We start from the raw sequence: 14939 nt of genomic DNA on the forward strand, positions 1-14939 counted from the left end.
TTTCTGACCGGTGCCGTCAAGCAGGGTACAGTGGGCGCATGTCTTACCCCAAGAAGATCAGCCGAGAGACCGTTCTGGAGACGGCTCTGGCCTTCATCGAAAGCCAGGGGCTGGCCGAGTTGTCGATGCGGACGCTGGCCAGCAGCCTGGGGGTCACGCCCAACGCACTGTATCGCTATTTCCCCAGCAAGGCCGAGCTGGAATTCGCCATGGCCGACGAGGGCTGCAAGCTGCTGCTGGCTGCACTGGAAGACGCCGCCAAGGGGCTTGCGCCACCGGACGCGATGCGGGCCGTGGCGCGCGCCTACATCCGCTTTGCGCGCAGCTACCCGCAGCTCTATGCCATCAAGATGAAATACAACTCGGGCGACCAGGCCAAGTCCGGTAGCCACGACGATATATGGGGCTTTGTCATCCAGTTGGCCAGCAGCCTGCCCACGCCGTGGGACCCCAAGGACCTGGCCATGTCCCTGTGGGCCTTCCTGCATGGCATGGTGGAGCTGGACCGCGCCAACTTGCTGGAAGGCCAGCAACCCGAAGCGGCCATCGAGGTCGGGCTGGATGTGATGCTGGCGGGCTTGATGGCCACGATGAGGTCTTCAACGTGAAACGACTGTATCGAGTGTGAATTGCGTCACCACAACACTTGTGCAACAGGGTGATAAAGATGGGCGCAGCAGCCGATAAGCAAGTAATACTCAAGTTGACAGCCTTCATCAAGGGGCGTCAAACACACCGCTGATGCTGCTTGCGCCTGACACCATCGCCCCGACAGAGGGCCTGACGGATGGCCCCGATCTGGACACCCCTGATCTGAGCCGCCTGAGCCGCCGAACCTGGTTGCGACGCGCCGCCAGCACCATGGCCCTGGGCCTGGGCAGCCCGCTGCTGCATGCGGCATCTGCTGCACCAAGCAGCGCCTCCAACACCACATCGGCCCCGGCCTCGGCCACACCGCCCAGCCAGGCCCTGATCCTGTGCTACCACCGCTTTGCCGACACCGTGGCCGACAGCATGACGGTGCGCAAGAGCACCTTCACGGACCACCTGCAAGCCATCCAGGACACGGGCGCGCACGTCATCCCGCTGGCCGATCTGGTGGCCTTCCGCCAAGGCAAGCTGGCCAAGCTGCCACCACGTGCGGTCGTCATCACGGTGGACGACGGCCACCGCACAGTCTCTGAAGTCTTTGCGCCCATGGTGGCCCACACCAACTGGCCCATCACCCTGTTCATCTACCCCTCGGCCATCTCCAACGCCAGCTATGCCATGCGCTGGGAGCACCTCAAGCAGTTGCAGGCCACAGGGCACTACAGCATCCAGTCGCACACCTACTGGCACCCCAATCTGGTCAGGGAACGCAAGCAGCAATCCCCTGAAGACTTCGAGCGCTTTGCCCGCAACCAGCTGCAACGGTCCAAAGCGGTGCTGCAAGATCGTTTCGGGCAACCGGTGAACTTCCTGGCCTGGCCCTTCGGCATGTTCGACGAGGGCCTGATGGACATGGCCACGGCCGTGGGCTACCAGGCTTCACTTGCCCTGGGCAACAAACCTTGTACCGCCAGCGACCCCCTGCAGGCCTTGCCTCGTTACCTCATGGTGGACGAGGTCAGCGGCAAACGCCTGCACCAGCTCATCACCTCGGCCTTCCCCGCAGGAGCTTCGACATGAACGTCTCACGCCATCAAGGCATCGCATTGGCCATCGGGGCCATGCTGCTGGCCAGCCTGACACTCAGCGTCTCGCTACGCGCCCAACCCAGTGCGGCCAACACGCCAGCGTCGGTGGCATCCGTGGCATCGGCGGCCTCGGTGGCCTCGATGCCCGCCACACCACCGGTGGCGGTGACACCCTTGCGCGGCATGGTCATCGACGCCGACACCAAACAGGGCATTCCCCTGGCCTATGTGGTCAGCGGCGACACCACCGTGCGCACCGACCATGACGGCCGCTTCACCCTGCCCGCATCCATGGCTGGCCAGGCCGTGGGCGCCCGTATGCCAGGCTACCGCCAGCAACAAGGCAAGCTGCAGGCAGCTGCCGCCGGCCCCACCACGCTGACGCTGCGCAAGTTCGAATCACGCGGCCTGTACCTGTCGGCCTGGGGCATTGGCAGCAGCAAGCTGCGCGGCGACGCCCTCGCCCTGATGGCCCAGACCGACCTCAACACCCTGGTCATCGACGTCAAGGGCGATGCCGGCATCGTGCCCTACCGCAGTGAAGTCTGGGAGGCCCTGGGCTACCCCAAGCAGACCGTGGTCACCGTGCACGACATGCCCGCCCTGATCAAGGACCTGCACGACAAGGGCATCTACCTGATCGCCCGCGTGGTCACCTTCAAGGATGACAAGATGGCCAACGCCAAGCCGCAGTGGGCCATCAAGACCAGCGGCGGCGCCATCTGGAAGGACCGCGAAGGCCTGTCCTGGCTGGACCCTTCCATCCCCGCCACCTGGGAGCCCGCCGTGGCCATGGCCGAAGAAGCCGCCAAGCTGGGCTTTGACGAGATCCAGTTCGATTACGTCCGCTTCCCCGACACGCCCGGCCTGCAGTTCTCGCAGCCCAACACCTGGGAGGTGCGCCCCTTCATGATCTCGGCCTTCCTGGACAAGGCGCGGCAACGCCTGGCCAAGTACAACGTCTACATGTCGGCCGACATCTTTGGCTATGTATGCTGGAACCTCAACGACACCCTGATCGGCCAACAGCTGGAGATGCTGTCTGACCGGCTGGACTACCTCTCGCCCATGCTCTACCCCTCGGGCTTCACCTGGGGCATCCCGGGCCACGTGATGGCCGTGGGCTCGCCTTACGAGATCGTGCACCACTCGCTGCAAGCGGCCATCGAGCGCTCGGGCATGAGCGGTGTGCGTTTCCGCCCCTGGCTGCAATCGTTCAAGGACTACGCCTTTGACCGCCGCGTGTTTGGCGAAAAGGAAATCCGCGCCCAGATCCAGGCCGCTGAAGACGTGCACGCCCAAGGCTGGTTGCTGTGGAACGCCAGCAACCACTACAGCACGGCCGGCCTGAACGTGAAGAAGCTGCCCATGAGCCCGGCTGCCAAACCAGCCACGGCGGTGGCCAGCGTACCCTGACCTCATGCACGTTCGCCTTGCCCTGTTGCTGAGTGCGGCCTGTGTGACCGCACCTGCTTGGGCCCAAGGGCCCGAGCCCACACCCGCCGCCCTCGCCGCGCCACTCAAGCAGCCCCTGGCTGCGCGACTGGGCCCGGCCATTGGCGCCGCCGTGCGGGCCCAGATGGACGCGGGCAAGCTGCCCGGCGCCGTGGTGATCATCGGCAACGAAGACGGCGTGCAGTTCAGGCAGGCCTATGGCTGGCGTGCCCTGCAGCCCGAGCGCGAAGCCATGAGCACCGACACCGTGTTCGACCTCGCCTCACTGACCAAGGCCGTGGCCACCACCACCGCCGTGATGCAACTGGTCGAGCGCGGCAAGCTCAAGCTCGATGCCCCGGTGGCCCGCTACTGGCCGGCGTTTGCCGCCAACGGCAAGGACAAGATCACCGTGGCGGACCTGCTGGCGCACAGCTCCGGCCTGCGCCCGGACCTGGATGAGACACCGCCGTGGTCGGGCTACCAGGCCGGCCTGCAAAAGGTCATCGCCGAAAAGCCCAAGGCCCCGCCCGGCACGCGCATGGTCTACAGCGACATCAACTTCATCGTGCTGGGTGAGCTGGTGCAGCGCGTCAGCGGCCACAGCCTGCCGGACTACGCACAGCGCCACATCTTCCAGCCCCTGAGCATGAAGGACACGACCTTCGAGCCCCCCACCGACTGGCGCCCCCGCATCGCCCCCACCGAGATGCTGGGTGATGGCCGCATGCTGCGCGGCACCGTGCACGACCCCTTTGCGCGCCGCATGGGTGGCTGGGCCGGCCACGCGGGCCTGTTTGGCACCGCAGACGACCTGGCCCGCTTTGCCCACGCCATGCTGCATGTGGCCGCCGGTGACGCACAGGCCGACACCCAGCGCAAACAGCCGGCGCGCGCCTACCCCCTGCTGCGGGCCGACACAGTGCGGCGCATGATGCAGCCCCAGGCCCCGACGACGCAGCCCGATTGGCGCGGCCTGGGTTGGGCGCTGGACGCCCCCTTGAACGCCCAACGCGAGGCCCTGGCGCCACTGGGCATGATCGACCACACCGGCTACACCGGCACGGGCCTGTGGATCGATCTGTACAACCGGCAGTACCTCATCATCCTCAGCAACCGCGTGCACCCGCGTGGCCTGGGTGATGCCCGCCCCTTGCGCCGCGAGATCCAGGCCTTGCTGGCCAGCCAGCGCCCCGCCATCACCAGCGCGCAACTCGGCGATCGGTGGCCTCAACTGAGCGAGCCCCTTCAAAGCTGGGCCACACAAGCCCTGAGCAACCCTGGCCCCGCCGTGCAGACTGGCATCGACGTGTTGCGGCAGCAGGCCTACCAGCCCCTGATGGGCCAGCGCCTGGGCCTGATCACCAACCTCTCGGCCATGGACGCCAAAGGCTGGCGCACCCTGGACCGCCTGCACACCGCACCGGGCCTGCAGTTGCGCAAGGTGTTCACGCCCGAACACGGCCTGAACCGCGATCAGGAAGGCCAGATCGCCACCAGCACGGACACCGCCACCGGCCTGCCGCTGATCAGCCTGTATGGCAAGCAGCTGCGCCCCACACCCGACATGCTCAAGGACCTCGACACCCTGGTGTTCGACATGCAGGATGCCGGTGTGCGCTTCTACACCTATGTCTCCACCATGGGCGAGGCCATGCAGGCCGCAGCGCAAGCGGGCCTGAACTTCGTGGTGCTGGACCGCCCCAACCCGCTGGGTGCCCAACGCGTGGCCGGCCCCGTGCTGGACGCCAACCTGCGCTCGTTCACGGCCTTTGCTGAATGGCCTGTGCAACACGGCATGACCCTGGGCGAGCTGGCCGGCTGGCTGCGCGATGACATCCGCAGCCGCACCGGGCTGGAGGTCAAGCTCCGGGTCATCACCATGCAAGGCTACAAGCGCGACATGCGCTTCGATCAAACCGGCCTGGACTGGATACCGCCCTCCCCCAATCTGCGCACCCCGACCACCGCCCTGCTCTACCCCGGCGTCGCCTGGGTGGAAGGCGCCAACATCAGCGTAGGCCGCGGCACCGACCGGCCTTTCGAGTGGGTCGGCGCGCCCTGGCTGGACGCTGACAAGCTCACCCAGGTCTTGCAAGCCGATGCCCTGCCCGGCCTGGCCATCAGCCCCGCCGAATTCACGCCCACGAGCGGCCCCTACCAGGGCCAGCTTTGCCATGGCGTGCAATTCAAGATCACCCAGCGTGAGGCCTTTGACGCGCAAAAGCTGGGCCTGAGCCTCACCCGCGCCTTCACCCAGCTGTCACCCGGCTTTCAGCTGGACAAGACCCTGGGCATGATCGGGTCTCGCGATACCCTGGCCCGTTTGCGCCAAGGGCAGCCTGCCGAAGCGATCGAACAGAGCTGGCAAGACCGATTGCGTGATTTCATGACGCGCCGCGCGGGCTACCTGCTTTACTGATCCCGCCGCTTCGCTTAAGGTGAGGAGGAGATGACGCCAGACCCTCGCCCCTTCCAGATGCTCGGGCAAGCCTTGCGCGCCCCACACAGCCCGCTGCGTGACGCCATTGACCGCGCCACACGCAGCGATGAGTCCGTCTGTGTGCAAGCCTTGCTGGCAGACGCCTCGCTGACACCTGAACAGGCCAGCGCCGCCCGCACCCTCGCCCTGGACCTGGCCACGCGCCTGCGGCAACGCCAGGCAGGCGCAGGCCGGGAAGGCCTGGTGCAGGCGCTCATGCAGGAGTTCTCGCTGTCCTCGCATGAAGGCGTGGCCCTGATGTGCCTGGCCGAAGCCCTGCTGCGCATCCCGGATCAGGCCACACGCGACGCCCTCATCCGCGACAAGGTGCAGGGCACCAACTGGGCAGCCCACCTGGGGAACAGCCCGTCCCTGTTCGTCAACGCCACCACCTGGGGGCTGATGCTGACCGGCAAGCTGGTGAGCACCCATGGCGAGACCGGCTTGCGTGCCGCACTCAAGCGCGTGGCCATCAAGGGCGGCGAGCCCCTGATCCGCAAAAGCGTGGACGTGGCCATGCGCCTGATGGGCGAGCAGTTCGTGATCGGCGAGACCATCGAGCAAGCCCTGCGCAACGTCCGCAAGCAAGAGGCCAAAGGCTTTCGCCACTCCTACGACATGCTGGGCGAAGCGGCCCTCACCGAGGAGGACGCCCAACGCTACATGCAAGCCTACGAGGCGGCCATCCATGCCATGGCGCAAGACACCCAAGGCCGCCACCTCTATGAGAACCCGGGCATCTCGATCAAGTTGTCCGCCCTGCACCCACGCTACAGCCGTTCGCAATATGCACGGGTGATGGACGAGCTCTACCCGCGCCTGCTGCAGTTGAGCACCCTGGCCTGCCACTACCACATCGGCCTCAACATCGACGCCGAAGAGTCCGAGCGCCTGTCCTTGTCCCTGGACCTGATCGAGCGCCTGTGCCACGAGCCGGCCCTGCAAGGCTGGGATGGCATCGGCTTCGTGGTGCAGGCCTACCAGAAGCGCGCGCCCTTCGTCGTCGACTTCCTCATCGACCTGGCGCACCGCAGCGGCCATCGCCTGATGGTCAGGCTGGTCAAGGGCGCCTACTGGGACAGCGAGATCAAACGGGCCCAGGTCGAAGGGCAGGTGGACTACCCTGTCTACACGCGCAAGGCCCACACCGATCTGGCCTACCTGGCCTGCGCACGCAAGCTGCTGGCCGCACCGGCCGAGGTCTATCCGCAGTTCGCCACCCACAACGCCCACACACTCGCTGCCGTGCACGAGCTGGCGGGCCCGGCGTTTCAACCAGGCCAGTACGAGTTCCAGTGCCTGCATGGCATGGGCGAGCCTTTGTACGAGATGGTGGTGAACCCGCCTGGTCAGGGCGGGTTGGGACGCCCTTGCCGCATCTACGCCCCCGTGGGCACCCATGAAACGCTGCTGGCCTACCTCGTGCGGCGCCTGCTTGAGAACGGCGCGAACAGCTCCTTCGTCAACCGCGTGGCCGACGAGCGCATCGATCTGGAGGCGCTGCTTGAAGCCCCTGCCACCAGCGTGCTGCGCAACGCAGAAGCCGAAGGGGTGATCGGCGCACCACACCCCGCCATCCCTCTCCCCGAAGACCTGTATGGGCAGGCGCGCCCCAACAGCCTGGGGCTGGACCTGAACCATGAAGCCACCTTGATCCAGCTGCATGCGGACGTGACGCGTGAGGCCTTGCCGCACATCGAGGTGCAGCCCATCGTAGCCCACCCCTTGTCGACGCACGATGCCGTGTGGCACACGGTGCGCAACCCGGCAGAGCGCCGCGACACCATGGGCCGTGTGCGCTGGGCCAACCTGAACGATGTGGACCAGGCCGTGATGGCCAGCGCAGCCTGTGCGCCGGCCTGGCAGCGCCGCCCGGTGGCCGAACGCGCCGACGTGCTTGATCAGGCCGCCGACCTGATGGCCCAGCGTGTGCCCATGCTGCTCAACCTGCTGGTGCGTGAAGCAGGCAAGACCTTGCCCAATGCCGTGAGCGAGGTCCGCGAGGCCCTGGACTTCCTGCGCTACAACGCGGCCCAGGCTCGCCAGGACCTGCACGATGGCCATCACCAGCCCCTGGGCCCGGTGGTGTGCATCAGCCCCTGGAACTTCCCGCTGGCCATCTTCACCGGCCAGATCGCGGCCGCCCTGGCAGCTGGCAACACCGTGCTGGCCAAGCCCGCCGAGCAGACACCGCTGATTGCCGCACAGGCCGTGCGCATCCTGCATGAAGCCGGCATCCCGCCTGCCGCGCTGCAGATGCTGCCCGGTGCCGGTGAAACCATCGGCGCCGCCCTCGTGACCCATGCAGCGATCCGTGGCGTGATGTTCACCGGCTCCACCAAGGTGGCCAGGTGGCTGCAAGCGCAACTGGCCACGCGCGTCAACGAGCGAGGGCAGCCCTTGCCCCTGGTCGCCGAGACCGGTGGCCAGAACGCGATGATCGTGGATTCATCGGCCTTGCCCGAGCAGGTGGTGAGTGACGTGCTTGCCTCGGCCTTTGACAGCGCCGGCCAGCGCTGCTCGGCCTTGCGCGTGCTGTGCCTGCAAGAAGACATCGCCGACCGCGTGCTGCACATGCTGCGCGGCGCGATGAGCGAGTTGCAACTGGGCCTGACTGATCGCCTGCATACCGACGTGGGGCCGGTGATCGACCAGGACGCACTGGAGTCGCTCGAGCTGCATGTGGCGGCCATGCGGGCCTGCGACCGCGACGTCTTCCAGCCGGACACGGCCCTGGCTGCGGTACGTGACAACGGATCGGGTTGCTTCGCGGCCCCCACCCTGATCGAGATCACGAGCCTCCAGGAGCTGGTCCAGGAGGTGTTCGGCCCGGTGCTGCATGTGCTGCGCTACCAGCGCGATGCACTCGGCACCTTGCTCGACCAACTGCATGCCACGGGCTACGGCCTGACCATGGGCGTGCACAGCCGCATCGACGAAACCATCGACTTCATCACCGAGCGGGCACGCATCGGCAACATCTATGTGAACCGCAACATGATCGGCGCCACAGTGGGGGTACAGCCCTTTGGTGGCGAGGGCCTGTCGGGCACCGGACCCAAAGCGGGCGGGCCGCTCTACCTGCACAGGCTGCTGCACACGCAAGCCGACACCAGCTTGCGCGCCCACAGCCTGCTGAGCATGGCCTGCCAGCGCCCCTCAGACGAGGCCCTGATCCCCTTGCAAAGCCTGAGCGACTGGCTTGGCACCCAAACCGTGCCCCATGCCCACGCGCTCCAGCTGGAAGCGGCGCACCTGATGCAGGTCAGCCCGCTCGGGTTCGACGGCGAGCTGCCCGGCCCCACCGGCGAGCGCAACCGCTACCGCCTGCTGCCCAAGGGCCCCGTGCTGTGCCTGGCCAACGCCGCGTCGGACCTGCTCTACCAACTGTGCACCGTGCTGGCTGCGGGTGCGCAGGCCGTGTGGATGGACCACCCCTCCAGGCGGCCGCTGCTGCTGCAACTGCCCCCCGAGGTGCGCGAGCGCATCACCCTGGTCCGCGACATGGGCGATGCCGATTGGGATGCTGTGCTGATGCACGCCGAGCGCACCGACATCATCGAGATGGCCGAGTACCTCAGCGAACGGCCCGGCGCCATCCTGCCTTTGCTGGCCTTGCCACCGGGCTGGCATCAAGCCGGTGGCCTGAGCCTCTGGCGCTTGCTGCGCGAGCAGAGCGTGTCCATCAACACGGCGGCGGCGGGCGGCAACGCCAGCTTGATGACACTGGGCTGAATCAGACCTGGCTCAGGCCACCGTCCACCACCAGCTCGGCCCCCACCACGAAGGCCGCGTCACCGGATGCCAGAAAGAGCACGGCCTTGGCGATGTCCTCGGGCTGCCCCAGGCGGCCCAGCGGGATGCGCGGGATCAAGCTGTTGGCCGCTGCCTCGGCCTGCTCGGCCGGCACCCCATTGCGCCCGAAGATGGGCGTGAGCGTGGGGCCGGGGCTCACGGCATTGACGCGGATGCCCTGTGGCGCCAGCTCGGCCGTGGCCGTGCGCACCAGCGCCCGCAAACCGGCCTTGGCAGCCGAGTACGCCCCCAGGCCGGGCCAGCCCCGTTCATTGGCCACCGAGGTGTTGAGCACGATGGACGCTCCCGGCGCCAGATGCGGGATCAAGGCCCGCATCGCCAGCCAGGGCCCTTTGAGGTCCACGTCCAGCACCTCGTCGAAATCTGCCTCGCTGGCCTGCGCCAGGCTGCCACCACGCAACACACCGGCATTGAGGAACGCGACATCGATCGGGCCCAGCTCTGACCGCATAACCTGCACCAAGGCCTTGATATCGGCATCGGATCGGGCATCAGACACCCTGGCCCACACCAGGCCGGGCAAGGCCGCCCGTGCCTGCGCCACCGACGCTTCGCTGCTGCCCGTCACCACCACGCGCGCGCCCTCTTCCATGAACAGCCGCGCGGTGGCCAGGCCGATGCCGCTGGTGCCACCCGTGACCAATGCGACCTTGCCAGACAGTTTCCCACTCATGATTCATCCTTTATTGACTGATCAGTCAAAATTAAAGTAAAAAAAGACCGCCTGCTGGCGATCACCTCGCTACCTCACTTCAACAGCGCTTTGGCCGACGTCACCACATTGCGGACCACGGCAGGGTCAGACCGCACACGGGCCAGCACGGCCAGGCCTTGGGCCATGGCCAACAGAGACTGCGCCGTCACCTTGGGGTTCAGGCCACGGGGGACTTCACCCGCCTGCCGGGCCCGCTTGAGCGCCCGCTCCAGCGCGGCCTCCATCAACTCGAACTTGCGCTGCAGCACTTGCGCCATGAGCTCGTCACGACGGCCCATCTCCGCCACGCTGTTGCCGATCAGGCAGCCGGAGAAGTCAGGCGCCAGGGCCACCGTCTCCCAGCCTTGCAAGACGCTCAGCACGTTGTGCAAGCCCGAACCGGGCGCGTCCAGCACCGCCACGAAGCCCGGCTCGATCACCGTCTTGAAGTAATGGTCCACCGCCGCCAGGAACAAGGCGCGCTTGTCCCCAAAGGCGGCATACAGGCTCTGGCGCCCCAGCCCCGTTTCGGCCTCCAGCTGGCTCAAGCCTGTGGCGTCATAGCCATGCCGCCAGAAGGTCAGCATGGCTTTGCTCAGGACTTCTTCGGGATCGAAACTGCGTGGTCTGCCGCTCATGCAGGCCATCATAGGCCATTTTTGAATGACCAGTCAACAATGAGATTTCAAAGACCTCAACGGCGCGCCTTGGCGTCAAACCGCACACGCAACTCGCCCAGCTCGCCGTAACGCAGCGTGATGTCCTGGCCCACGGGCAAAGGAAACGTGCCGGCGTAAGAGCCTGTGATCACGGCCTGCCCGGCCTGGAGCCCGATGCCTTGCTCGCGCAGGTATTCAACCAGCCAGTACAGCGGCAGACGAGGCAGCGGGTCAGGATGCTGGCCGGCGCGCACCTGCTCGGGCGAGCCCTCGACCTTGATCGCGATGGGCATGACATTGGTGAGGCTGGCTTGCTCGCCATCCACGGCCGGGCCGATGAACAGGCCCTGGTTCACCAGGCCATCGGCGAGCTTGTCGGCAAAGCTGAGGGCGCTTGCGTCGCTGTAGCGGCTGTCGATCAGCTCCAGCGCCAGGTGGGTGGCGGCGATGGCGTCGTCCACCTCGTCGGGGGCATAGGGCTGCACGCGTGCGGGCAGGTCCCGGCCCAGCACGAAGGCCAGTTCAGGTTCGACGCGCACCGCACCGCCATGGGCCCAGACGGGGCAAGGCCGCTCACTGGCACGGTGCACGGTGCGGGTGTAGATGGGCGCCACCACCAGCTTGTCCGGCCCGGGCGTGCCGCACTTCCAGCCCGCCACGGTGTCGCCCATCAGGGGCATGGTGGCCAGCTGGATGCGCATGGCCTCATCCAGGGTTTGCGGGCGAAGCGGGTCAGGCAGACAAGGCCCTTGCTGACCATGAAGACGCCGCTGGGCCAGGATGGCGGCAGCGGCTTGTGCTTGAGGTGTGGTGGCGGTCATGTGCTGCATTGTCGCCTCACGCATGCGCTTGATCGGTAGAGCGCGAGGTGGGGGCTCAGCCCTTTTCCACATCGCTCGCTACATGCAAAGGCACAAGGCTTTGTGAAAGACACAATGCAGGCTTCGCGCAGCAATATTTTTGCTGCTGCCGCGACCGTCTCTGTCCTTTTGCTTTGCACTCCGCGATGTTCACAACCGTGGCAGTACTCAAGCGGGGCGATCAGAGGCTGAGGTAGCGTGCGGCTGGGCGCCTTGTTGGCGTCGGAGGCGCGCAGCGAGGCTCAGGTTTGCCCCTTGCCGGGGCAAGGGGATGGCGAGCATGTTTGAGCGCGCAGCGCGAGTTGCGCAGCCACCTGAGTTGAGCGAGCACTGGAGAGCAGTCCCACGCAGTGGGACCGTCAACATTGAAGCCCGGACGCATGCTACCTCGGCCGCGCCCCGCGCTCCACCGACAAAGAGACCAGAAAGCTCAATGCAAACCCAGCCGAGAGGTACTCCACCAGCTCCCCGCCGAATCCCCTTGCGTGCTGTCAGGCGCCGCACCCGACTCCAGCTTGTCGCTCAACACACGCGGCTTGTCGATCAAACGCGCAATGTTAATGCGCGCACCACTGCGCACATCCGTGGCCTTGACCACCTTGCTGAGCTTGAACACCCGCTCGCAACCACTGCTGGCACACCAGGCCGTCATGCGGCGCGTGGTCGGGTTGATCTTGAGCACACGCACCATGGTGAACTGCATGACGCCCTCGTCATCCACGTAAACCAGATCCCAGTGCGTGGAGATGGGGTTGACGCCGGGATGCGGCTCAACCGGCCAGAAGATGGCCCAGGCGATGCCGACAAAGCCGACTGCAATGGCCACCCAGGCGACAGTTTGTGTATCGATGCCCATGACGCGCCCCCTTTGTTTACGCGGTTGACACCACGTTCGTCATTGAATACATCGTAGACAAAGGGGCGACCACACAAAACCCGCCTAAGGGGGGCCACCCTCCAGATTTAGGGGGAGGCTATCCCTAGGGTGACGCCAAACGCCCTCACCTCCGCGTCATTTCCCTGAGAGGGTTTGCCGCACTTCGTCCAGCGTCGCCTGCGCGGCGCTCACCCAACGCGGCTCACTGGCCTGGGCCCTCTTCAGCGCGGCTTGCGCGGCCTGCAATGCCGCTTCATGCTCACCCAGTTTCAACCGCGCCATCGCCAGGTTGTTCCAGGCAGCAGCGCTGTCATGTTGACGGGCCACACGCACCAGCACCTCGGCGGCCCCGCGCACATCCCCAGATGCAAACAAGGCGTTGCCCAGGCCCAGCCCCAACACCAGGCTGTCAGGCCAGCGCTGCAGCGCCACGCGGTAGGCCTGGGCCGCCTGGGCGGGCTTGGCCAGACGCTCGAAGGTGACGCGGCCATCGGTGACATCGGCCTCATTGGCCGACACGGGCAACTGATCAGGCGGCAAGACCACAAAAGCCCATTGCCCCGATCGCACCCAGGTGTGTTCGAGGGTGGTCAACGGCAGGCGCTGCAACTCGGTCGTGCCCGAGCGCATGAGCACATCACCGGCAGGCAGGTCATAACCGATCACCACGGCGTAATGCCACACCGGGTACAGGCTCAAGCCCAGGTTGAGCAGCACGACCACGGGGTGGCCCGCCGCCACCTCATGCAGCAAGGCCTGCATGTCAGGCTGGATGCGGGTGCTGACCAGGCCATGGCTGCGGGGCGCGGCCAGCATCTCGATCTGCAAGCTGCCACCTCGGCCCGGCACAAAGACCGACGAGGTCAGGGCATCCGGCGTGGTAGGCACCCCGGCAGCGCTCATGACCGTGGCCAAAGCCGCCGGCCCGCATTGCAGTTCGGATTGAGGGAAGAAGGGGGTCGCAGACAAGGCCACCTGCGCGGGGATGTCGGCAGGTGGTTGGGCCAGCAAGGCCCGAGTCTGGTGCGCCTGCAGCGAGGCGCAGCCCTGCAGCCCCGTCATCACGAGGAGGCCGCACGACAGCGTCAGCGCGCCAATCAGGCGCGGTGCACGACGCACGCGATCAGCGCAGTGAGCGTGTGAACGGGAAGACCTTCGTGAAGCCCAGGATGTCGGTGATCAGCAGCAGCACGAAGATGAACACGATGACGCCCAGGATGTCGGACGCGCCGGCAGGGGCTTTGTCCAGCTGGTCAGCCAGTTGCGTGACTTCAGCGTCGGACAGCGAGGCCACACGGGCACGCGCGGCGTCCATGTCCACACCCTTTTCGATCAGGGCCTGGGCCACATCAGCACGGTTCAGGGTTTCGAGCACCTGGGCGCGGCGGGCAGCCATTTGGGCATCGGCGGCGGTCACGGCCACGGCGTCGGTGGCGATCATGGCGGCTTGCGCAGCCTGCAGGCCGGCGGTGTGGCTCAGGGCGATGGCCACGGTCAGGGCAATGGCTTTGCGGTTGAGTTTCATGGTGTTGTCCTGCGAGTTGTGATGAAACCAATCAAGGATACACGGGGCATGTGAAAAACGGTAAAGAACCGCTCACCGCCCGTGCATCGTCCATTCAGACCCATTCAGGTCCGATCAAGTCCATTGCGGCTTGCGCTTTTCCAGGAAGGCGTTGACACCTTCGCGCTGGTTGGGGCCGTCGAACAGGTCCACGAACTTTTCGCGCTCCTGCGACAAGGCCGCATGACGGGGCACACCCTGGCGAGCGGCGTGGATCAGCTGCTTGCTGTAGGCCACGCCTTCGGGGCTGAGCGTGGTCACGCGTTGGGCCATCTCCTGTGCCTTGGCCAGCGATGCGCCGGTGTCCACCACCTCTTCCACCAGGCCGATGCGCAAGGCCGTGTCGGCGTCCACGCGCTCGTTGGTCAGGATCATGCGCTTGGCCCAGCCCTCACCCACCAGCCAGGGCAAGGTCTGGGTGCCGCAACCAGCAGGCAACAAGCCCACCGAGGCTTCGGGCAGGGCCATCTGGGCGTGCTTTTCGGCAATGCGGATGTCGCAAGACAAGGCGCACTCCAGGCCGCCACCCATGGCGAAACCGTTGATCGCGGCGATCACCACGGCGCGGGCTTCCTGCAGCGTGGCAAAGGCTTCGCCGAAGCGCTGGGCCACATCACGGGCCACGGCTTTGTCGCCACCGGCCATCACATTGAGGTCGGCCCCGGCGCTGAAGAACTTGGGGCCCTGCCCGGTGACGATGATGGCGCGCACGCGCTGGTCGGCATTGAGCTTTTCAACCGTGGCCTTGAGCTGGCGCAGGCCGTCGAGCGACCAGGCATTGGCGGGTGGGCGGTTGAGGGTGATGGTGGCGATGCTGCCGCTGGCGTCGATGTCGAGTTCGATCATGGTGACGATGAAGTGAGGTGGGTAAAAG

12 protein-coding genes are annotated in these 14939 nt (G+C 66.2%); 5 read left to right on the plus strand and 7 right to left on the minus strand.

All coding sequences use genetic code 11. From position 1 onward, the window contains the following. Nucleotides 1-38: 38 nt before the first annotated feature. From HY019_RS05040 to putA, 5 genes are all read left to right on the plus strand, one after another. Nucleotides 39-608, plus strand: a complete 570-nt coding sequence (locus HY019_RS05040; RefSeq protein WP_290688847.1) for a TetR/AcrR family transcriptional regulator — start codon at nucleotides 39-41, stop codon at nucleotides 606-608. Between the two features lie 133 nt (nucleotides 609-741). Beyond that, a complete protein-coding gene (locus tag HY019_RS05045; protein ID WP_290688849.1) occupies nucleotides 742-1671 on the plus strand; it encodes a polysaccharide deacetylase family protein in 930 nt (309 codons plus the stop codon). Continuing rightward, complete coding sequence (locus tag HY019_RS05050) at nucleotides 1668-3095, plus strand: putative glycoside hydrolase (RefSeq protein WP_290688851.1); 1428 nt, start codon at nucleotides 1668-1670, stop codon at nucleotides 3093-3095. The genes HY019_RS05045 and HY019_RS05050 overlap by 4 nt, the downstream gene beginning before the upstream one ends. Nucleotides 3096-3099: 4 nt before the next feature. Beyond that, on the plus strand, nucleotides 3100-5535 hold the full coding sequence (locus tag HY019_RS05055) for a serine hydrolase (RefSeq protein WP_290688853.1): 2436 nt from the start codon (nucleotides 3100-3102) through the stop codon (nucleotides 5533-5535). 30 nt (nucleotides 5536-5565) lie between these two features. Next, nucleotides 5566-9330, plus strand: a complete 3765-nt coding sequence (gene putA, locus HY019_RS05060) for a trifunctional transcriptional regulator/proline dehydrogenase/L-glutamate gamma-semialdehyde dehydrogenase (protein WP_290688855.1) — start codon at nucleotides 5566-5568, stop codon at nucleotides 9328-9330. A 1-nt stretch (nucleotide 9331) separates the two neighbouring features. Here the strand turns inward: putA and HY019_RS05065 are convergent, their stop codons facing one another. The 7 genes from HY019_RS05065 to HY019_RS05095 all read right to left on the minus strand — a co-directional run bounded on the left by HY019_RS05065 (nucleotide 9332) and on the right by HY019_RS05095 (nucleotide 14911). Continuing rightward, nucleotides 9332-10084 (minus strand): SDR family oxidoreductase, encoded by a 753-nt coding sequence (locus HY019_RS05065; protein ID WP_290688857.1) that lies wholly within the window; start codon nucleotides 10082-10084, stop codon nucleotides 9332-9334. Between the two features lie 74 nt (nucleotides 10085-10158). Then, nucleotides 10159-10743, minus strand: a complete 585-nt coding sequence (locus HY019_RS05070; RefSeq protein WP_290688859.1) for a TetR/AcrR family transcriptional regulator — start codon at nucleotides 10741-10743, stop codon at nucleotides 10159-10161. A gap of 56 nt (nucleotides 10744-10799) precedes the next feature. Beyond that, complete coding sequence (locus tag HY019_RS05075) at nucleotides 10800-11609, minus strand: fumarylacetoacetate hydrolase family protein (protein WP_290688861.1); 810 nt, start codon at nucleotides 11607-11609, stop codon at nucleotides 10800-10802. Between the two features lie 445 nt (nucleotides 11610-12054). After that, nucleotides 12055-12480 carry a hypothetical protein gene (locus HY019_RS05080; protein WP_290688863.1) on the minus strand — a complete coding sequence of 142 codons (426 nt, stop codon included), beginning with the start codon at nucleotides 12478-12480 and terminating at the stop codon, nucleotides 12055-12057. 156 nt (nucleotides 12481-12636) lie between these two features. Next, nucleotides 12637-13620 carry a PA2778 family cysteine peptidase gene (locus tag HY019_RS05085; RefSeq protein ID WP_290688865.1) on the minus strand — a complete coding sequence of 328 codons (984 nt, stop codon included), beginning with the start codon at nucleotides 13618-13620 and terminating at the stop codon, nucleotides 12637-12639. Between the two features lie 4 nt (nucleotides 13621-13624). Further along, nucleotides 13625-14026: a PA2779 family protein gene (locus HY019_RS05090; protein WP_290688867.1), complete on the minus strand. Its 402-nt coding sequence runs from the start codon at nucleotides 14024-14026 to the stop codon at nucleotides 13625-13627. A gap of 114 nt (nucleotides 14027-14140) precedes the next feature. Then, a complete protein-coding gene (locus HY019_RS05095; RefSeq protein ID WP_290688869.1) occupies nucleotides 14141-14911 on the minus strand; it encodes an enoyl-CoA hydratase in 771 nt (256 codons plus the stop codon). Nucleotides 14912-14939 lie beyond the last annotated feature (28 nt).

Source organism: Aquabacterium sp. (assembly GCF_016195855.1).
Lineage (GTDB): Bacteria > Pseudomonadota > Gammaproteobacteria > Burkholderiales > Burkholderiaceae_C > Aquabacterium.